17 protein-coding genes are annotated in these 19,948 nt (G+C 63.1%); 14 read left to right on the forward strand and 3 right to left on the reverse strand.

The annotated features are described in order from the left end of the window. Nucleotides 1–255: 255 nt before the first annotated feature. Both WKC72_RS05925 and WKC72_RS05930 read right to left on the reverse strand, forming a co-directional pair. Nucleotides 256–1,185, reverse strand: coding sequence for a sugar phosphate isomerase/epimerase family protein (locus WKC72_RS05925; protein ID WP_081792735.1), 930 nt, complete (start codon nucleotides 1,183–1,185; stop codon nucleotides 256–258). After that, entirely contained in the window at nucleotides 1,134–2,453 is a 1,320-nt protein-coding gene (locus WKC72_RS05930) for an amidohydrolase family protein (protein ID WP_052033717.1), read from the reverse strand. The genes WKC72_RS05925 and WKC72_RS05930 overlap by 52 nt, the downstream gene beginning before the upstream one ends. A gap of 575 nt (nucleotides 2,454–3,028) precedes the next feature. Between WKC72_RS05930 and WKC72_RS05935 the strand changes: the two genes are divergently transcribed. From WKC72_RS05935 to WKC72_RS06000, 14 genes are all read left to right on the forward strand, one after another. Further along, nucleotides 3,029–4,657, forward strand: coding sequence for a class I adenylate-forming enzyme family protein (locus WKC72_RS05935; RefSeq protein ID WP_370182026.1), 1,629 nt, complete (start codon nucleotides 3,029–3,031; stop codon nucleotides 4,655–4,657). Nucleotides 4,658–4,743: 86 nt separating this feature from the next. Further along, complete coding sequence (locus tag WKC72_RS05940; protein WP_370182027.1) at nucleotides 4,744–5,529, forward strand: cyclase family protein; 786 nt, start codon at nucleotides 4,744–4,746, stop codon at nucleotides 5,527–5,529. Beyond that, nucleotides 5,526–6,743 (forward strand): acetyl-CoA hydrolase/transferase family protein, encoded by a 1,218-nt coding sequence (locus tag WKC72_RS05945; RefSeq protein ID WP_235214594.1) that lies wholly within the window; start codon nucleotides 5,526–5,528, stop codon nucleotides 6,741–6,743. Before WKC72_RS05940 ends, WKC72_RS05945 begins: the two co-directional genes overlap by 4 nt. A gap of 119 nt (nucleotides 6,744–6,862) precedes the next feature. Continuing rightward, nucleotides 6,863–7,747: a phosphotransferase family protein gene (locus tag WKC72_RS05950; protein WP_370182028.1), complete on the forward strand. Its 885-nt coding sequence runs from the start codon at nucleotides 6,863–6,865 to the stop codon at nucleotides 7,745–7,747. Further along, nucleotides 7,744–8,124, forward strand: a complete 381-nt coding sequence (locus tag WKC72_RS05955; RefSeq protein ID WP_037242912.1) for a hypothetical protein — start codon at nucleotides 7,744–7,746, stop codon at nucleotides 8,122–8,124. Before WKC72_RS05950 ends, WKC72_RS05955 begins: the two co-directional genes overlap by 4 nt. Before the next feature lie 21 nt (nucleotides 8,125–8,145). Next, nucleotides 8,146–9,291, forward strand: a complete 1,146-nt coding sequence (locus tag WKC72_RS05960; protein WP_174484737.1) for a hypothetical protein — start codon at nucleotides 8,146–8,148, stop codon at nucleotides 9,289–9,291. A 560-nt stretch (nucleotides 9,292–9,851) separates the two neighbouring features. Continuing rightward, nucleotides 9,852–10,892, forward strand: a complete 1,041-nt coding sequence (locus WKC72_RS05965) for a substrate-binding domain-containing protein (protein WP_052033716.1) — start codon at nucleotides 9,852–9,854, stop codon at nucleotides 10,890–10,892. Nucleotides 10,893–10,957: 65 nt separating this feature from the next. Continuing rightward, on the forward strand, nucleotides 10,958–11,698 hold the full coding sequence (locus tag WKC72_RS05970; protein ID WP_037242910.1) for an ABC transporter ATP-binding protein: 741 nt from the start codon (nucleotides 10,958–10,960) through the stop codon (nucleotides 11,696–11,698). Further along, nucleotides 11,698–12,456 carry an ABC transporter ATP-binding protein gene (locus tag WKC72_RS05975; RefSeq protein WP_128640714.1) on the forward strand — a complete coding sequence of 253 codons (759 nt, stop codon included), beginning with the start codon at nucleotides 11,698–11,700 and terminating at the stop codon, nucleotides 12,454–12,456. The genes WKC72_RS05970 and WKC72_RS05975 overlap by 1 nt, the downstream gene beginning before the upstream one ends. Continuing rightward, nucleotides 12,453–13,343, forward strand: coding sequence for a branched-chain amino acid ABC transporter permease (locus tag WKC72_RS05980; protein ID WP_370182029.1), 891 nt, complete (start codon nucleotides 12,453–12,455; stop codon nucleotides 13,341–13,343). Before WKC72_RS05975 ends, WKC72_RS05980 begins: the two co-directional genes overlap by 4 nt. Beyond that, nucleotides 13,340–14,515 (forward strand): branched-chain amino acid ABC transporter permease, encoded by a 1,176-nt coding sequence (locus WKC72_RS05985; protein WP_370182030.1) that lies wholly within the window; start codon nucleotides 13,340–13,342, stop codon nucleotides 14,513–14,515. Before WKC72_RS05980 ends, WKC72_RS05985 begins: the two co-directional genes overlap by 4 nt. Before the next feature lie 65 nt (nucleotides 14,516–14,580). After that, nucleotides 14,581–15,063: a VOC family protein gene (locus WKC72_RS05990; protein ID WP_037242904.1), complete on the forward strand. Its 483-nt coding sequence runs from the start codon at nucleotides 14,581–14,583 to the stop codon at nucleotides 15,061–15,063. 190 nt (nucleotides 15,064–15,253) lie between these two features. Next, nucleotides 15,254–15,613, forward strand: coding sequence for a hypothetical protein (locus tag WKC72_RS05995; protein WP_235214597.1), 360 nt, complete (start codon nucleotides 15,254–15,256; stop codon nucleotides 15,611–15,613). Nucleotides 15,614–15,750: 137 nt separating this feature from the next. Beyond that, a complete protein-coding gene (locus tag WKC72_RS06000; protein WP_370182031.1) occupies nucleotides 15,751–18,990 on the forward strand; it encodes a protein kinase in 3,240 nt (1,079 codons plus the stop codon). 26 nt (nucleotides 18,991–19,016) lie between these two features. Here WKC72_RS06000 and WKC72_RS06005 read toward each other — a convergent pair whose 3' ends face one another. Further along, nucleotides 19,017–19,931 (reverse strand): LysR family transcriptional regulator, encoded by a 915-nt coding sequence (locus WKC72_RS06005; protein ID WP_245973426.1) that lies wholly within the window; start codon nucleotides 19,929–19,931, stop codon nucleotides 19,017–19,019. Nucleotides 19,932–19,948 lie beyond the last annotated feature (17 nt).

Raw genomic sequence — 19,948 nt, forward strand, 5'->3', positions numbered from 1 at the left:
ATGCCGACAAGGCTCGCAATTGCGTGGTGAGTGCGACGGCGGTGATCTACGTGCTGCACTACCCGCATTTCCCACGCAGGTATGCCCCCGTGGACCCGGCGACGCATGCCCTGAGTTCAGCCTGGCCCGGCACGCGCGAACGGGCGCCATGATCGGTATGTCGTGCGACTACCCACTCCGAGCGAGAAGGCTGCCCGGTCTGTTCCGCACGGCCCTGGGGCAGGCGGCATCAACCGCTCAGAGACAGCGCACAACCTATTTTCTTGCCAGCGCTTCGATCGCGCCCTCGTAGCAACGGCGTGCTGCCTCGGCTGGTTCGAGTCGGGCAAGGTCGTCCGAAATCACCTCGACAGACACCGGCGCGGTCACACCACCCTCGGTCACGGCGTCGACGAAACCGTCGAGGTCGAAGTCACCGGCGCCCGGCACCGCCCGATGGTGAAGGGTCTCCACCAGGAAATCAGGATCGGCGGGATCCTTCGGACCGTCGTTGATCTGGATCATCGTGACTCGTCGAGACGGAATCGACCGCAGCATCTCCAGGTCGTTGGCTCCCCGCGTGTGGTGCCACGAATCGACGCAAAGGCCGGCATTGTCCCGGCCGGACTGCTCGATGATCGAGAGAGCCGTGCCGGCGTCCGGAATATTGGTTGTGGGCACGAACTCGAGAGCGATCTGCAGCCCGAAGTCGGCTGCACGGTCGCAAAGCGATGCGAATCGCTCCACGACGTCGGGTTCCAGATCCGTTCGGTCGAATGCCCCGACAGCTTGCAGGTGCCGTGCGCCGAAAAGCTCGGCCATGGCCCAAAAGTCGTTCAGGTCATCAGGGCTGGTGTAGGCGAGCCCACCGCCGAACGGCACGCCGGTCTCGGCCGTGGGAACGGCAAATCCGAATACTGCTTCGAGCTCGACGATCTCCAGACCGTGGTCGACCACGACGGCCTGGAGTTCCTTCGGGCTCATCTCCTCCGCGACGACCCGACGGTACGTGTCCAGGCTGATGCCCAGCGCATCGAAACCGGCGGCTGCCGCCACCTCGACTCGTTCTCGAAAACTGGCCGTCGTCACAGTGGTCATGTTGGCCAGCACCACATCCTGCTGGCGACCATTCACCTCGATCATTCCCTTACCCCCTACCGAAGAACCGGTTCGGGGGCGCCGGTCACGGACCCGCTGATCGACCATTTCTCGACGTCACCGCTGCGAGAGAGCGGTGGTTCCTTGTGCCAGACGCCATCCTTCATGATGCCGGTGAAGGTCGACTGATTCTGCAGGATCGCGATGTCCTTCAATGGGTCGCCATCGAGAACCAGCAGGTCAGCGAGGTAGCCTGCCTTGATGCAGCCCAGATCGTCCGGTTGAAGCATCAGCTCGCCACCGAGGCGGGTCGCGGACTCGATGGCCTCCATCGGGCTGAACTCGAGGAAGTTGACGAAATGCTCCAGGTCCCGGGCGTTGTTGCCCATCGGGTTCCAGGGCACGAAGTAGTCGCCGCCGGGCAACACTCGAACTCCTCGCTTCTTGAGCTCGATCATGTTCGCGATCAGGCTCTCCAGCTGTTCGTCGAGACCCATCGAAGCAGTGACTTCCGGGGTGAGCCCCCAGTCGCCGGCCTCGTACCTCGACGTGTGGAGGAAGCCGAAGGCCGGGGCTACGAAGTGTTTGTCCTTGTTCTCGGCCACCAGGTCGAGACCTTCCTCGTCGGTGAAATCTGCATGGAAGATGATCTCGATGCCGTGGCGGACGCACATCTTCACCGATTCCGCACTTCGGGCGTGTGCCGCCACGCGTTTTCCGCGAGCGTGGGCCACCTGGCACGTGGCGGCGACCTCCTCGTCGGTCATTGTGGTCACGCGACCTTTGGCGTACGGGATGAACTCGTCACCAGAGATGTCGAGCTTCATATGGTCGACGCCCTCACGCATGTACCACCGAGTCGTCTGGCGGAATTGATCCACACCGTCGCAGACGTGCTCGACGGATTGCCGATGCATGTGCGGTAGCCGGACATCGCCGACTCCTCCGGTGACGGTCAGCTCGGGGGATGCGACCAGCATGCGCGGTCCGATCAGGTTGCCCGCGTTGATTTCGTTCCGGACAACGAGGTCCAGTCGCGGCTTTGCCGACGCGGCGCACAGCATGCTGGTGAACCCCTGATCCAGCATCAGCCGTGCGTTGCGAGCAGTGAGCAACGTGTGTTCCTCGACCGGCAGATCGCCCATTTTGGCAAGGTCGATCTCGGGAAGGAAGCTCGGATGCGAGTGAGCATCGATCAGTCCCGGCATGACCGTCGCGCCGCCGACGTCGATGACTGTGGCATCGGAGTCCTGCCCGTCGCCGGTCCCCTCGGCAGCGACACTTGCGATCCGCTGCCCTTCGATCACGATTTCGGCTAGATACGGCTCTGCACCCGTACCGTCGATCAGCCGTGCGTTGCGAAGCTTGATCGTCACGTTTTTTTCTCCTTCTCAGCCTCGAGGAATCCAGGATCGGTGAAGCGCAGCGGCGAGCGTCGCCCTCTGGGAGCGGAATACGACCCCTGCGCATGTTTCCTAAATTCGGAACTGTTTTCCTAGCTTTGAAATGTGTCACCAGGCCGCGGCCTTGTCAAGAAAAATCTCGTATCGGCCGGACAGTCACGATGAGGCAAGTCGGCAGACTTGACGCCGGTGCGGTCTGCCTCGCGCGGCACTGCCGTCGCGGGGTAGGCCGGTTCGACTGGCCTGGACCGAGCTCGCATTCAATTGAATTCTCCCGCTTCGCTTGTCGCGCCGTCGCGCCGAGTTCGACCCGGCAGGGGCGATTCGCGAACACCGGCGCCGGACGGCCCCGGGCGGCCCGAAGACGCCCACCTCTCCGGACCCTTGACGCCGCCGCGCGTGAATCGCTAACATTCGAATACAGGAAATCAGTTTCGAGAAATCGAGAGCTTGAGGGTTGCCGGTTCACCGTCGCGAGCTCGGAGCGCTGAGTAGAGCCCGCCCGATAAGGAGATAGATCGCTATGTGCCATCACGACTCGAAGAACCATGGCTGACCCACCCGCAGCGGCGAGCCTGCCTGCGCTACTCGCAGCGTGCGCTACCGAATCGCCTGAAGCGGAGGCACTGGTCGTCGGATCGCTCCGCCAGACGTACGCCGAGCTGGCGGATTCCGTCGAGCGTGCGTCTCGTGCGTTTGCTGCTCTCGGCGTGGGACGAGGCGACATCGTGGCGCTGCTCGCTTCCAACGTCCCCGAATGGATACCCGCTGCACTAGGGGCGATGAAGTGCGGTGCGCGCATCGATGCGTTCAACACTTGGGTGAAGGCGCATGATCTCGACCACCTCCTGATCGCATCGGGAGCGTCCGTGCTGGTGATTCAGGACCGTGTTCGCAACGCGGACTTGCTCGGCGAGCTTCGGTCCTTGGTGCCTGAGGTCGACGGCGCTCGTCCAATCGGCAGCGCGCGGTTCCCGAAGCTGCGCAGGATTGTCGTCATCGGTGACGACATCCCGCACGCCGCCGAATCCTGGCCGGATTTTCTCGACAACGCCTCGGGCGATCAGACCGTGATCGAACCAGCGGGCCGGTCCGGTGAGCCTGCATTCGTCCTCTACACGTCCGGTTCGACGAGGGCACCCAAGGCGGTGCCCCTGTGCCACCGGGATTTGATCGTGAACGGCTTCCACATCGGCGAGCGGATGGGTCTCGCCGACGATGACCGGGTCTGGTTGGGATCCCCCTTGTTCTGGAGCTACGGTTGCGCAAATGCATTGATGGCAACCATGACCCACCGAGCGTGTTTAGTCCTGCAGGAGCGGTTCTCGGCTCGGGACGCGGCAGAGTTGATGGCCCGGGAGTCGGTCACAGCCGCCTACTTGCTGCCGACAATGATCGCTTCGCTCGCCGGCGAGACGGCAGAGCAGATACGCGGGATTCGCTCCCTCTGCACCGGAGTGACGATTGGCTCGCCGGCGACAGTCGAACGGGCTGCAATCGAACTCGGTATCAGCGAGATCTGCAATGTGTACGGTTCGACCGAGACCTACGGGAATTGCTGTGTCACCGACCGTCGATTGCCCTTGTCGCGCCGACTGACCTCCCAAGGTTCCACACTTCCTGGTGTGGACGTACGGATCATTGATGCACGTACCGGCGAGGAGCTACCGGCGGGCCAAGCAGGCGAGGCGCAGGTCCGCGGCAGGGTCACCTCCGGCTACCTGGGCGACGAGAACGCTGACGCCGACGCGTTCACCGTCGATGGCTGGTTCCGTACCGGCGACCGACTCGTCCGGAATTCGGACGGAACATTCTCCTTCGTCGATCGTGTAAGTGACATGATCAAGACCTCGGGCATCAATGTTTCTCCAGCTGAGATCGAGAACTTCCTCGTGGATCACCCTGATGTGAGCGAAGCTCTCGTGGTGGGTGCGACTCATCCGTCACTCGACGAAGTGGCGGTGGCCTTCGTGGTGGTGCGATCCACCTCGGTCACGCCGGAGGAGCTCCTACGACACTGCAAGGCTCGTGTTGCTGGTTACAAGGTGCCGCAGATCGTGTCCATCGTCGCGGACCTCCCGCGGACGGTCACCGGAAAACTGGTGCGTCGAGGTCTACGCGAACAGGCGGCGGCACTGGTGGAGGCACAACTGACACAGGATCGGAGATACGCATGACCAACAACTGGGGATGATGGGGCGCCGACGACGAGGCCGGTGCGCTCAACCTTGTCACAACCGGTGTCACGCGCAGAGCCGCGGGCTTGGTCACCACCGGACAGACGCTGTCACTGGCTCAACCTCTCGGCCCGAAGACACCTGCGCCGGGCCACCGGCATCAGCCGGCGCGATTCATGAACCGCGACGCCGGCGATTACGCGCTCGGCGCACGCACACCGGGAGGGTTCAAATTCGCCGAGGACACAGTGCAATTCGCGACGCACAGTGGTACTCACGTCGACGCGCTGTCCCATGCGTGGTCGGGGGACGAACTCTACAATGGGCATTCGTCTGCCCTCACCAGAAGTACGCAGGGCGCACAGCGGTGCGGCGCCGAGAAGCTCGCACCTGTCGCCACCCGTGGCATTCTCGTCGACTTGGTACGCGCATCCGGTGAACCGCTCGCCCCGCAGACCGCGGTCGGCCCGGAAGACCTCAAGCGTGGCATCTCGGAAGCCGGCGTGTCGGTTGAGCCGGGAGACGCTGTCTTGGTCCGGACCGGATGGTGGGAGTCGAAGGGGTCGAGCGACAGCTACTTCGCGGACGAACCCGGCATCACCGAAGAGGCCGCCCGCTGGCTCGCCAGCCGCGACGTGGCGCTGGTGGGTGCGGACAATTATGCGGTCGAACAGCAATCGGCGGAACCCGGCTTTCCGGCACACCTGGTGCTCCTCCACCAGTTCGGCGTGCCGCTGATCGAGAACCTGAATCTCGCGGAACTCGGGGAGGCGCTGTCCGTACTCGGCCGTTCGACGTTCTTCCTACTGTTCGCTCCGATCCCCCTCGTCGGTTCGACCGGAACTCCGGTGACGCCCGTGGCGGTCCTGTGAACAGCAACTGGCCTGCCGATCTCGTGCAGCCTGGAGACCTGGTTGTGGTGGCACAAGGCGTCGGGGAACCGACCCCACTGCTCAATCAGCTACTCGCGGCCTGTCCGCTCGACGTCGAGATTTTCGTCGGACTCAGCCACAGTGATGCGCTCACAGGATCTGCGCCGCAGCGTCCGCTGGTGTCCTTCGGCGCGATGGGGCCGCTCGGCAAGCTTGCGGCTGCGGGCAATGCCGAGGTAATCCCGTGCAATTTCGACGACCTGCCACGCCTCTTGCCTTTGCGTGCCCAGAGCAACCTCGTGCTCGTGATGCAAGTGTCCCCCGCTGATTCGCAGGGATGCTACGGCTTGGGAATGGCGATGGATTACACCTATGAACTGATCGCGAAAGCACGAACCGTCGTGGCCGAGGTCAATGCCGCGATGCCGACCACTTCCGCGCCTACACTTCCGGCCTCCACGTTCGATGCCGTCATCCACACGTCCCGGCCTCTTCCGATTGTGCCGACACCAGCATTGGATGATAGTCACCACGGAATCGCCAGACATATCCTGCCACTGATCCCTGACGGCGGGACCATCCAACTCGGCATCGGCGCGGTTCCCTCAGCGATCGGGAAAGCGCTGACCGCACGCCGCGGACTGCGTGTTCGATCGACCCTTGCCGGTGACTGGCTGCTGGATCTGCATCGCGCCGGATCACTCTGCGGAGAGCCCGGTTCGGTCATCATCAGCGAAGCCGCAGGCTCAGAGGAACTGTACGAGCACATCGCCACGTCGAACGCGTGGGTACGGCCGGTCGCCGAGGTAATCGGTCCGGCAGCCGTAGCGTCGATCCCGCGACTATTCGCAGTGAACTCGGCATTGCAGGTAGACCTCACCGGCCAAGTCAATGCCGAAGAGATCGATAGCAGATATCTGGGAGCCACCGGTGGGCAAGCAGACTTCCTGCGGGCCGCTCAGCGCTCGCCCGGCGGGGCATCGATCGTCGCGCTCGCTGCGACGGCAAACAGCGGACGAACCTCCCGGATCGTTCGACAGCTGCAGCCCCCGACCGTCACGACGCCGCGGACGAGCATCGACTTTGTGGCCACCGAGTTCGGCGTCGTCGATCTCAGAGGACGGACCCTGCGCGAACGCGCCGAGGCCATGATCGCGATAGCGGCGCCTCAGCACCGATCGAGCCTTTATGAACAGAACGGACAACAACGATGACACCACCATCCGAAATCGACGACCGTCTCACCAGATTCCTGTCCGACCAACTGGATGGGGTCGGTGCGCGAGTAGTAGGCCTGAACCGCATCGGTGTCGGTAGGTCCCGGGACAATTGGGTGTTCGACCTGGTGACCGACCGCAAAGGCACCGAGCATCGCGAGCCCTTGATCCTGCGCAGCGACCCGGACGGAGGTTTGGTCGATACAGACCGCAACGTGGAGTTCGCGTTGCTCGGCATGCTGGAGAACAGCGATCTGCCAACCCCGGGTGCTCGCTGGCTGGACGCCGACGGGCGATGGCTCGGTCGGCCCTCGCTCATCATGCAGCGGTGCCCAGGGGACTGCGATTACCGGGTGCTTTCGGACTCGCAACGCACGATCACTCAGCGGCGGGCCCTTGCCGAAAGCTTCTGCGAACTGCTGGCGCAAGTCCACAGCACCGATTGGCAGGCACTCGGATTGTCAGCCGTACTCGATGGTTCCGGCCAGCTCGGTGCGCCTGCCGAACTCGACGCCTGGGAGAAGGTTCTCCGTCAGAACCAGCTGGAGCCGTTGCCCGAGTTGGATTTTGCGACTGCGGGACTGCGAGCGTCAGCACCCGAACCGGCTCGCACTGTTCTGGTCCACGCCGATTTCAAACCCGGCAACATTCTGCTGGACGGTGATCGGATTACCGCTCTGCTCGATTGGGAGTTGGCTCATCTCGGCGATCCGCTCGAGGACCTTGGCTGGGTGACGCAGCCGCTGCGCAGGGGGGAGCACCTGATCGACGGAGCGTGGGATGCCGACGACCTGATCGCGCACTACGAGGGCGCCACAGGATTCGAGGTCGACCGCACCAGCCTTCGGTGGTGGCAGGCCTTCTCGACCTTCAAGACCGCGGTGATGCAGGTCAGCGGTCTGCGATCGTTTCTCGATGGCCGCAGTGACGAGCCATTTCGCCCCACCCGCCGAGTGCTTTCGACATTACTCGATTTCGTAGTCAAGGAGGATCTTCGATGAGACCGACCATTCAGGAGCAATTGTCCGGAGTTGATCGGCTTCTCGATCTCGCTGACGAATCCCATTCGCTTCCGGCCGAGACATCCGAATTGCTGAGCAACGCGCGCCGACTGATCAAGCGGGTCGCCACGTCATGGGCCACAGCATTGCCGTTCCTCCTGGACGACAACGCTCGGCTCAGCGAACTCCTGAACGCCGGGGTCGAGGCGGAGGCACCTGTCCCGACCGACTTCACCGCCGTCGCCGCGCGAAACGAGGAGCTACGAGGATCGTTGGCTCAGCTCATCTCCACCATTCCCAGAGACCCCGAGTGTCGACAGCGCCGGGCCGAGATCGGACATTACCTGCAGTGGCGGGTTGCTACCGATCCCACCTGAAAGCCAGAAAGGCGAGAAAACTTGAACGCATTATCACCAGAATCGATCTCCGGCGACAAGCACTTGGCCGAACAGTTTCCGCTGTCACCGATCGATGACTATTTCGTCCACCAGACCCCGGATCCCGTGCGGGTCATGTGGACAGGGGACCCTCGGGCGTATGAGCGCCACTGGGTGGTGATCCACGACGACACCGGCGAGTTACTGATTGCCACGGGCGGCAGCCTCTATCCGAACCTCGACCGGGCCGAGGCCTACGCGATCGTCAACTCGAAAGGCCGACACACCACCGTCCGGAGTTTCCGCTCGATCGGCGCGGATCGCACCGACCTGCGTGTGGGACCGATCGTCCCCACTATTGTTCGCGGTCTGCGGGAGTGGCGTTACGTCCTCGAGCCGAACGAGTGGGGGGTCAGCTACGATCTGACGTTCCACGACACCACCCGGCAGGTCTTTCGCGAGCCGTTGTCGGACTCAGCGCACGGCTTTCCGGCTGGCCGCCGCAACGATGTCACAAGCGGATTCGAATGCTTCGGATCGGTGACGGGCTGGGTCGAGATCGAGGGCGAGCGAACTACGTTGGGTCCAAATGCTGCAGGAACGAGGGATCGTCACTGGGGCACCGGCCGCGGTGTCGGGGGGCCGGAGTTGTCCCTGGGAGGTCGCCTGCACGTAGGGACGAACGGCAACGCGTTCGTGGCATTTCCGGACTGGGCGCTATGGGGAGACCGGCTGTTCTACCCGTTCGGCGACTCGACATCGGGTTCGACACGAGTTTTCAAACCCACCCGCCGGCTCCGGTTCGAGCCCGACACGGACATCTTCGTCGAAGCCGTCGTCGACTACGAGTTCGACAACGGCAAGCAAGTGCAACTCCACTACGAGCGAGTAGGCCAGCAGACGGTCTATCTGCGATGCGGAATGTACGGTGGCACACCGGATCGCGATATCCACCAGGGCGGCTATGACGGCCCTGACCTGACCGAGGGAGAAACGTACGACCTGAGCCGACCGGAGACCAGGATCGGCATCCGCGGCCTCGACGAGCATCTCTGCCGTGTCACACGTGATGACGGCCAAACCGCTGTCGGGATATACCAGACTATCGACCCCGTGGCCTATGAGGTGTGCATGTCGGGTAGGAAGGGTTGGAACCTCCTCGTCTGAAAAGCAGTCCGGTGTGCCCACCTTGCCTCCACCTGTGGGCGTAGGGTCGGGCATCACGGTGGGAAATACGACTTTCCTGCAACAGTTTCGGTGCCCGGCCTCCGCTATTTCGCATGCAGGGCCGGGGCTTTCGGAGCCAGGGCAAAGGCTGTGCTGCGCACCCCTGAATTGTGCCAGGGTGGGACGACATGGACCTGTACGGCGAAACTCTCTGAAAACCTTGACTTCAGTCATCCAGCGCGACATTCTGATAATCGGAATGCGTTTCGAGTCTATGAACTTTGAATCTCCCGTGGCCGCGGCGAACCAATCCGAATGTGGTCGAAGACAGCGAGATTGACCACATCTGACGCAGCATTGAGCGATTTCGGCCAGTCGCATTCCGCAGATGCCGGCATTTTCGTGCAACGAGAATCTTCCTGAAGGGGCAAATTGTGTTGATCTTACGGAGTGCGCGGCGAGGCGCGTGTGTACTGTCTGCAGCGTTGCTGGCGTCGGTCGGGTTGGTCGCCTGCAGCTCGACAAGTTCCGGCGCATCAGGAGATGCGGTACGAGTTGGCGTGACAACGTCGCTTACCGGATCGTTCGGTACCTACGGAAACATGATCAAGGACGGGCTGGAGGCCGGCCTGTACTGCATTACCGGCGGAACCAACGAAGTCGACGGCAAGCCAGTCGAATTCGTCTACGCCGACGACGGCGGCGATCCGGAGCAGACACTCGCTGCGGCCACCAGGATGGTCGGTGACGGGATAAACATCCTCACCGGTACCACATCGTCCGCCGCCGCGATCCAGCTTGGACACTTCGCCGAGCAACAGAATCTCCTTTACATCTCCGGTGCCGCGGGAATCGATGACGTCACCGGGCTGAACGCCAACACTTTCCGCGCCTCGCGACAGGCGTATCAGGAAGCGGCTGCGCTGAGCAGCGTGCTCGAGAAGACCAACAACAAGACGGTAGTGCTTGCCCAGGACTACGCATTCGGACAGCAGTACGCCTCTACGATCACCGGCATCCTCGAATCGAGTGGATCTGAAGTAGAGAAAGTGCTGGTGCCTTTGGATACGAATGAGTTCACCCCCTACGCGCGGCGAATCAGCGAGTTGAAGCCCGATCTTCTGATTGTTGTGTATTACGGCGATGGGGCTCCGTCCATGTGGCAAGCGATGTCGCAACAAGGGATCTTGGACACGACCACGGTGGCGAGCGTGCTGGTCGAGAAGTCGCACTGGTCGATCTACGGTGATGCCGCCGAGAAGATCAACTTCGTGACGCACTATTACCCTGGCGCACCAGGCGGCGAAATGAACGAATGCCTGACTGAGCGAGTACCTGATGCCGACCTGTCCACCCACGACGGCTTCGTTGCTGCTCAGCAGATCGTGCACGCAATCTCCACTGCGGGTCCTGACGACGTCGAAGGCATGATCGACTCACTTGACGGGTGGTCATTCGACGCACCGAAAGGACCTATGACAATCCGCCCAGGCGACCACGCCCTACTTCAGGATATGTACCTCGTCTCCCTCCGTGACAGCGATGGCGAATTGGTTGCCCACACCGTAGGAAACGTCGGTAGCGAGGCAGCGAAACCATGAAATATTCCGCAGCACCTGCCCGAACGGGGCAGGCATCGCAGGCACTGGGACCAGCGACGGAGCACGTGCTCGAGACAGTTGATTTATCTTGGAGTGTAGGCGGATTCGCCATCGTGAGTGATGTCGGACTCCGTGTCCGGCGTGGCGAGTTTCTCACCGTTATCGGGCCGAACGGGGCAGGCAAGAGCACGCTGATGAATCTCCTGTCAGGGGTATACCGCCCCTCATCGGGTGCGGTCCACTTCGATGGTCAGGACATCACCAAGATGGGAGCCGCACACCGTGTCCGGCGGGGCTTGGGACGGACGTTCCAGACGTCGAGCCTGTTCGCTGGATTGACGGTCCTCGAGAACGCGCGGTTGGCGGCCCAGGCTGCGCTGGGCGGGAGCATGAACCTTTGGGGCAGGCCATCGGCCCACGATCGAGCCACGGAGCGTGCGCGAGAGCACCTCGAAGAGGTCGGTCTGCACGACATGGGCGGGAACATCGTTTCCGACCTGCCGTACGGAGACAAGCGGAAGCTCGAGATAGCCCTCGCGTTGTGCGGGCGCCCGCGCGTCTTGCTCTTGGACGAACCGACGGCCGGCGTCTCCGCCGAGGATGTCCACTCGCTGATCGATGTCGTACGGGCGGTGCACGATTCGGGCCGTACGGTGGTGATGGTCGAGCATCGAATGGATCTGGTTCTCGACGCGTCAGATCGTATTGCCGTCATGCAGGATGGCCGTCTTCTCCTGTGCGACGAGCCGGACGAAGTGATGTCCGATGCGCGGGTCCAAGCCGCCTACCTCGGGCCGGAGTTCTGATGTCCGCCGGCGACGCGGCCCTGTCCGTGCGAGACCTTCAGGTGCACCGCGGCGAAGCACATGTGCTGGAAGGCGTGTCATTCGAGGTACGTCCTCGTCGTGTCACCGCGCTGCTCGGTCGCAACGGTGCGGGAAAGACAACAACTTTGATGACAATTCTCGGTTTGCTCGAGGGCAGCGGGAGCATCAGGCTCTACGGTGAAGAGACTTTGGGCGTGCCGACCCACCACCTGGTCCGCCGAGGTATCGGATACGTGCCCGAGGACCGCGAGGTATTCGGCACGTTAACTGTCGCCGAGAATCTTCGATTGGCCGCTCGGACACCGGAGGCGACCCAACGACTGGATCTCGTTCACGAATTGTTTCCAGACTTGCTGCGCAGGAGCGCTCAGCGGGCGGGAGCGCTGTCCGGAGGCCAACAGCAGATGGTGGCAATCGCACGCGCCATCCTGAACCCGAACCGCTTGCTCCTCATCGACGAGCCGAGCAAGGGATTGGCGCCCATCGTGGTCGGCCAGGTAGTCGACGCTCTGGCAAAGGCCGCCAGCGCCACCACAATCCTGCTGGTCGACCAGAACATCCGAGTCGCGCAGCGCCTGGCCACCGATGCGATCGTGCTGGACCATGGCGCAGTCGTATTCACCGGTTCGATGGCGGATTTGGCCGCCGATGCGGATCTCACGCAGCGCTACCTCGGTGTCGCGCCGTCGTCCCGCGACAGCCACACGGTCGGGACCGAAAAGGGGTCTGCACAATGACGACTCTTATCGTCCTCACTGCTACGAGCCTCGGACTCGCGGGCCTGTATTTCCTCCTCTCCTCCGGACTTTCCCTGATATTCGGCCTGATGGACGTCTTGAATGTCGCGCATGCTGCCATCTTTGGGGCGGGCGGATATGCGGCCTGGGTCGTCATGGACCGGTTCAACTGGATAGAATCCCTCGCTGCACGTTTCGCTGTCGCCACAGTTGTCGCGGTCGTATTCGGATGCGTTCTCGGATACTTCGTCGAGCGGACGCTGATAGCGCGCAACTATGGTGACCACCTCACGCAGATCCTTATCACGTTGGGTCTCGCATTCGTCATGGAGGGGATCATCGGCGGTATATTTTCGTACTCCCCGCAAACGATCGCCCAGCCGGCCTGGTTCACCGACGTCACAGTTATCCTCGGTGGACGCATCCCCAACAGTAGAATCCTTATCTTCGGCCTATCAGGCTTGGTGCTGGTGAGCTTGCTGTTCTTCATGAAGAAGAGCAAGTATGGGTTGATCATCCGCGCAGGTGTCGAGAACAGGCAGATGGTTCAGGCGCTGGGAATTGATGTCGCGCGGAGCTTTACCTTCGTGTTCGTACTGGGCGCAGCCTTGGCCTGCCTGGGTGGCGCACTGGGCGCGGTCTACTTCACCGGTGTCACTCCTGCTCTCGGTCCGAATTTGTTGATCTTCGCCTTCATCGTGGTAATCATCGGCGGACTCGGATCTGTGGGCGGCACCGCCATCGCTGCCGCTCTCGTCGCGTTTACTCAGCAAATCGTGAACTTCTACCTAAGCACCGGACTGGGCGATATCGCGGTCGTCGGTCTGCTTGCGGCTGTGCTGTTACTGCGCCCACAGGGCTTGCTCGGAAGGGTTGCATCCGCATGACTTCGATATCCAGTACCCGGACACAATTGCCCGTCGACCGGGATCCGGGAAAAATGCACCCGAAACGGATTTCCGTCGGGGCGCGAGTGAGTCTCGCCGCCATTCTCGTTTTGGCTGCCCTACCGATGGTGAATGTTCCGGTTCCGATTCTTCTTCCCGGACAATTATCGAGTTCTGGTTCTCTGCTCATCTTGTCGATCGGCCTGGTGTTCGCTGGTGTGGCGATATCTTTCGACGTCGTATTCGGATACACGGGCCTGCTGAGTGCTGGTCATGCCCTGGTTTTCGCCCTGGGTATTTACACAACCAACCTACTGATGCACGCAGGCCTGGGTTATTTCTCCGCCGCGGCGCTTGCCATCCTGCTGTCCGGTCTGGTCAATACGGCGTTGGGAGCGATCGCCCTTCGCGTGAAGGCAGTCGCCTTCACGATGGTCACACTGGCGTTCGGCGAGGCCTACTACATTTTGCTCCTGGTCGACCCTGTGGGGATTTTCGGCGGCGAGGAGGGCCTACCTGTCGCCTTCGAGCAGATCCCCGATCTGCTCGCGAGCGCCCGCGATGTTCGCTGGCTTTACTGGCTATCGCTTGCATTCGCAGTGGTCGCTTACCTTCTGGCGTGGATGGCGACGCGGTCTCGGTGTGGCCAGGTGTGGCAAGCGATCCGGGAGAACGAGGATCGGGTCGAAAGCCTTGGGTTGTTCTCGTACAGCTACAAGCTGGTTGCATATGCTTTCGGCGGCGTGATTGCGGCGGCAGGCGGAGCAATTTATCTCTTGGTTGCGCGTGGCGCCAATCCGTCCAGCGCCTCAGTGCATTTCAGTCTCGCATTGATTGTCATGGTGGTGTTGGGCGGGCGCGGCCGGATCTGGGGTGCAGCGATCGGTGGCCTCGTATACGGAATCCTCACTTTGAGGCTGCCCGAGCTTTCTACATCTGGTGTCCTCGACGGCCTACCTGAATGGGCGAGCCGCACTGTGTCCGAACCGCTCTTCGTTCTCGGATTCCTGTTCATCCTGGTTGTGCTGTTTTTCCCAGATGGAATAGTCGGACTTGTCGACCGCACCAACTCCTGGCTCCGGACAACGCGTCCGAAAACGACGAGTAAAAATGCCCGAATTTCGCCTCCAGATGGGCTCATCGAAGTGGATGAGATCAGGAAGAAGAATTAGGGGCAGACAAGTATCACGCCACCATGCCGCCGTCCAGTTATCTCGCACGTCTCGAAAGGAATGCAATGGAATCACCGAACGTCTATCACTACGGAATTCTCGTCGGGGACATCGACAATGCAATCAAGCTGTACGGTCAGCTCTTCGGTCTTACCTTCCATGAGCCGACTGAAATTCACCTCAACAGGCTAGTCGATCCCGATGAACATGAGTTCGACCTGCGAGCGACATATTCCCGACAGGGACCCCCCTATATGGAGTTGCTCGAAGCCAAGGGCGACGGAGTCTATTCCGCTGGTCACGGGGAAGGCGTGCACCACATCGGCATGTGGGACCCGGAAATCGACGAAAACAAGAAACGATATGTTGATTCCGGGGTAGAAGTGGATGGCGAGGTTTTGAACGCCGATGGAACCACATTTGCGTGGTACACGAACCCGAAGACCACCGGCGGGGTCCGCTTCGAGTTCGTTGACGAATCCGCACGGGAAGATCTCGAGAAGTGGATTCAAACCGGGATAATGGGGCCGGGCGGATTCGTCGTCTGAGGCCGACAGCCTCCGGGTGGATCCGATAGTCGACGTGGTCCTCGCCCTCGATTGCCGATGTGCGGCGCAACAACCTGAAGGCGCATCCAACTCGAACGCTTGGGATGCGCCTGTCAGGAGTCCCGGAGAACGCTTCGGTCGTGAGGAGGGACATGTGCCCGCCGACTCGTCAGCCGCCCGAAGGAGGATCATGACCGCCACCGTTCCCCGCAGCTCACCAGCCGACAACGGCGTGTGCTCCTCCTCCGCCGACAGCGACGAGAAAGCGAAGCGGCATGGTTCACGGTTACCCGCCGTGTCGATCATCCTGGGGGCGCTCTCTGTCGGTTCGTTCTGGGTGGTCGGACTCGGTTTCTTCCTGGGCGTGGCGGCGGTCCTCTGCGGCGCCATCGCCACGTCGCGGTCCTCGGTGGCCGATGACGAGGCCGCATCCTTGCGAGCCTTGCTGGGCGTCGTTGCCGGCGCTGCGGGGATCGCCGTCTCCGCGATCGCGCTGTTCCCGATGCTGGGCGGTCAAGCGATCGTAGGGCCATTGTCGGCGCCGCACTGAGACCCCGGAAGCGGAACGGTGACCGGCACAAATCATCCGAAACGGGTCGTGCGGCGATATCCTGGGGTACATCGTCGAGAGGTGAGCAGTGTGGCATTCGTCGGCAGTGCCTCGAGCGGGATGAATCGATGTAGTCGATGACGGACGTCGATCCGTTCGCGACGCAACGCGACGTGTCCGGTTCGGTCACGGCGGAGTTGGCGGCGGCCGGATTCGAGGACGCCGAGGAGATCGGCCGCGGCGGATTCGGGGTCGTGTACCGGTGCACCCAGGCTGCGCTCGATCGCACCGTGGCGGTCAAGGTCCTCACTGCGGACCTCGACGAGGAGAACCGGGCACGGTTCCTGCGAGAACAGCATGCGGCGGGCCGGTTGACGGGTCACCCCAACATCGTCACTGTTCTCCACGCCGGTGTCACCGCGAACGGTCGGCCCTTCATCGTGATGCCGTACCACGCTCAGGGTTCTCTCGACGAGCGGATCCGGCGCCACGGACCGCTCCCGCCCGACGAAGCGCTGCGACTCGGGGTGAAGATGGGCGGCGCCCTCGAGACGGCGCACCGCCTCGGGATCCTTCATCGCGACGTCAAGCCAGGGAACATCCTGATCACCGACTACGGCGAGCCGGCGCTGACGGATTTCGGTATCGCCCACATCGCCGGCGGGTTCGAAACCGCGTCCGGCATCGTGACGGGTTCGCCGGCGTTCACCGCCCCCGAGGTGGTGGCCGGCGAGCCCCCGACTCCTGCCGCCGACGTCTACGGGCTCGGCGCTACCCTGTTCGCTGCGTTCACCGGTCATGCGGCCTTCGAACGACGCAGCGGTGAGCAACTGATGGCACAGTTCCTGCGAATCACGGCCGAGCCGGTTCCGGACCCGCGCGTGCACGGCATTTCCGAGGACGTCAGCGCGATCGTCGAACGTGCCATGTCTGCCGAACCTGGGGTCCGGCCCTCCGCCGTGGAACTGGGTCGGCAACTCCGTGAGTCCCAACGTCATCACGGGTTCCCGGTCGACGAGATGGCCATGCATGCGGAACCGGCCGCGGTGCAGGGCGGAGCCTCGGTCCGGCACTCCTGGTCACCGGCGGATTCGGGCCGAACGGGTGGACTTCCGCTGGAGCTGACCAGCTTCGTCGATCGCCGCACGGAGCTGGCCGAGGCGACGAACTTGTTGTCGACGGCCCGGCTGGTGACGTTGACCGGAATCGGCGGGGTGGGCAAGACCCGGCTTGCTCTGCGTGCCGCCACCAAAGTGCAACGGAACTTCTCCGACGGTGTGACACTGGTGGAACTGGCTGAGCTGTTCGATGATTCGCTACTGGCGGGGGTAGTGGCGGCCGCGCTGGGATTGCGCGACCAATCGGCGCGCCCCTCGCACGAGGTGCTCGTCGAGTTCCTTGTCCCGCGTGAGCTGTTGCTCGTGCTGGACAACTGTGAGCAGGTGGTGGCCGCTGCGGCGAAGCTCGCAGAAACCCTGCTACGCGCATGCCCTCGGTTGCGGATTCTCGCGACGAGTCGCGAACCGCTCGGGATCGGCGGGGAATCCACGCTCCTGATCCCCCCACTGCCCGTCCCGGATCCCGATCACCTGCCGAAAGGGCTGCCCCGCAACGATGCGGTCACCCTGTTCGCGGAACGCGGCGCCGCCGCCGTCCCGGGATTCGAGCTCACCGAGGACAACAAGGTCACCATCGCCCGAATATGTCAGCGGCTGGACGGGTTGCCCCTACCGATCGAGCTGGCAGCCGCCCGACTTCGCGCGATGACGCCCGACCAGATCCTGCAACGCCTCACCGACCGCTACCTGCTGCTCACTCGTGGCAGCAGGGACGCGCCGTCGCGGCAACAGACGTTGCGGATGTGCATCGACTGGAGTTACGACCTGTGTACCCCTGCGGAACAACGGATGTGGGCGCAGCTGTCGGTGTTCGCGGGCAGTTTCGAACTCGAGGCTGCGGAACAGGTCTGCGGCAGTGACGATGCCGAGGACCTTCTCGACACGGTGACGTTCCTCGTCGACAAGTCGATCCTGACGCGGGAAGAGTCGGGTACCGCGGTGCGGTTCCGGATGCTCGAGACCGTCCGCGCCTACGGGCGGGAAAAGGCGCAGGAGAGTGGCGACTACACCGAGCTTCGCCGTCGGCACCGTGACTGGTGCGAGCGGTTGGCCGTCGAGGCGGAATCCGAATGGATCAGTTCCCGGCAGCTTGAGTTGATCGCCCGTCTGGGCCGGGAACAACCGAATATCCGCGAGGCGCTGGATTTCTGCGTGTCCGACAGTCCCGAATCCGGACTTCGGATCGCAGCCGCCATGTACCCGTTCTGGCTGTCCCGGGGTTTGTTCAGAGAGGGACGACGCTGGCTCGGCCGCCTCCTGCCCGGGCAGCCGGCCGAGCCCTCGGTCGATCGCGCCAAGGCGCTCTACGCCGGCAGCGTGCTGGCAGGCGTGCAGGGCGACATACCGGTATCGGACACACTGGCCGAAGAGGCGCAGGCGGTCGCCGCACAGACGACCGATCCGGTGGTCCGCGCGCACGCCGAACACGCGGTCGGATACGCGGCGCTGTTCGCGGGGCGCCTTCCCGACGCGCGCGTACACCTCGAGGAGGCCGTCCAGGGGTTCGCGGCACGCAACGACCTCCACGAGGTCGCCGCCGTCGTGGGGCTCGGCATGACGCACGACCTCTTGAACGACACCGAACGAGCCATCGAATGCCATGAGCGCGTCCTCGCGATCACCGAGGCGCACGGCGAATCGGTGTATCGGTCGTATTCGTTGTGGGCGCTGGCCGTTGCGGTGTGGCGGCTCGGGGACAGAGCACGGGCGGTCCGGCTCCTCGGGCAGGCGCTCCAGATCGACCGCCGGGTGAACGACCGACTCAGTGCCAGCGTGTGCCTGCGGTCACTCGCGTGGATCGCCGCCGAGGAGCGGAACATGGAGCGATCGGTCGTATTGTTGGGCGCCGCAGACGAGTTCACGCGGTCAGTGGGCAGTTCGACGGTCCTGGTGCCCGGCCTGAGCGTGTACCAGGACGAGTGCGAACGCCGGACCCGCGAGGCGATGAGTGAGCAGGCTTTCGCCGCGGCCCACCGAAAGGGTGCGGCGCTCGGTTTCGACGCAGCCGTCGCCTACGCACTGGGCGAGCAGGTTTCGCCCTCGCCGACGTCCGGCGGTCCGTCGCCCACGCCGACGAAGCGGGAGCGTGAGGTTGCCGCACTCGTCGCCGAGGGACTGACCAACAAGGAGATCGCCGCTCGGCTGGTGATCTCGCCCCGCACCGCACAGGGGCACGTGGAACATCTCCTGACGAAGCTGGGGTTCAATTCACGTGCACAGATCGCGGCGTGGGTTGTGGAATCGCAGAGTGAGGGGTGATCAGGCGAGAGCAGCGGCGCGATCACTTACCTGACGATCGGGTGGTCGCGGGACCAGTCCGCGCTGACCTCGCGCAATGCCTGGATGAGCTTGCGCACCGCCGGTGCCGGCTGAGTGTCCGACCGCCTGATCATGCAGACGGTCAGCTGAGGCGGCTCCCAATCCGTTGCAGGAGTGACAACTTCGTCGGCGCAGTGGTCGCGGAGCGTATGCCGGGGCAACATGGCGATACCCACGCGGGCCGCGACCATGAGCAGGCTGGTGTGCGGGTTCGTCGTTTCGTAGACGATGTCCTGTGCCGGCGGTGCGAACGCGGTGTCCACCAACTCCCGCAGGGCGAAACCGTGCGCGGACACCACCCAGGACTGGCCGGCGAGGTCCTGAATTCCCACTGTCGACTTCCCGGCCAGAGGATGTCGCCGGGATACGCACAACACGACCTCGTCGGAGATCAGATCGGTTGCGGTGAGGCTTGCGTCGGAGGCCGGGTCGTTGGCCCTCACGACGAGCCCGAGGTCGAGTTCGCCGTTCGTGACACTGTCGCGCACACCCTGGGAGCCGGACTCCCACACCGAGAATCGCACGTTGGGGAACGAGTTCCGATAGAGCGGAACCACTCTCGGTAAAAGTATCTGGCTGGCCGTGGTGACTGCACCCAGGCGCACGCTGCCGCTGCGCAGCCCATTGATCAGCCCCGCCTCCTCGCGGAGAGCGCGATCGGCCTGCAACACCTGTCGAATGTGCGGTAGCAGAATCCGGGCCTCCGCGCTGGGAAGAACCCCGTTGGCGCGACGGATCAAGAGGACGACGTTGAGGTCCTCCTCGAGTCGCCGGATCTGCTGGCTGAGAGTCGGCTGCCCGATGCCCACCTCCTGAGCAGCCTTGCGCAGCGAACCGAGGCGGATCGCCGCCTCCAGATAGCGCATCTGCTCCGACCTCATGCCGCGACCCTAGACCC

The sequence above is a fragment of the Rhodococcus wratislaviensis genome, from assembly GCF_041228765.1.
Taxonomy (GTDB): Bacteria; Actinomycetota; Actinomycetes; order Mycobacteriales; family Mycobacteriaceae; genus Rhodococcus_F; species Rhodococcus_F wratislaviensis.

Excerpts from the sequence above, each read along its gene's own strand:
- WKC72_RS05980 (WP_370182029.1), top strand. The coding sequence starts at position 12,453 with ATGACGACTCTTATCGTCCTCACTGCTACGAGCCTCGGACTCGCGGGC.
- WKC72_RS05955 (WP_037242912.1), top strand. The coding sequence starts at position 7,744 with ATGAGACCGACCATTCAGGAGCAATTGTCCGGAGTTGATCGGCTTCTC.
- WKC72_RS05925 (WP_081792735.1), bottom strand. The coding sequence starts at position 1,185 with ATGGTCGATCAGCGGGTCCGTGACCGGCGCCCCCGAACCGGTTCTTCG.
- WKC72_RS05985 (WP_370182030.1), top strand. The coding sequence starts at position 13,340 with ATGACTTCGATATCCAGTACCCGGACACAATTGCCCGTCGACCGGGAT.
- WKC72_RS05995 (WP_235214597.1), top strand. The coding sequence starts at position 15,254 with ATGACCGCCACCGTTCCCCGCAGCTCACCAGCCGACAACGGCGTGTGC.
- WKC72_RS05990 (WP_037242904.1), top strand. The coding sequence starts at position 14,581 with ATGGAATCACCGAACGTCTATCACTACGGAATTCTCGTCGGGGACATC.
- WKC72_RS05975 (WP_128640714.1), top strand. The coding sequence starts at position 11,698 with ATGTCCGCCGGCGACGCGGCCCTGTCCGTGCGAGACCTTCAGGTGCAC.
- WKC72_RS06005 (WP_245973426.1), bottom strand. The coding sequence starts at position 19,931 with ATGAGGTCGGAGCAGATGCGCTATCTGGAGGCGGCGATCCGCCTCGGT.
- WKC72_RS05935 (WP_370182026.1), top strand. The coding sequence starts at position 3,029 with ATGGCTGACCCACCCGCAGCGGCGAGCCTGCCTGCGCTACTCGCAGCG.
- WKC72_RS06000 (WP_370182031.1), top strand. The coding sequence starts at position 15,751 with ATGACGGACGTCGATCCGTTCGCGACGCAACGCGACGTGTCCGGTTCG.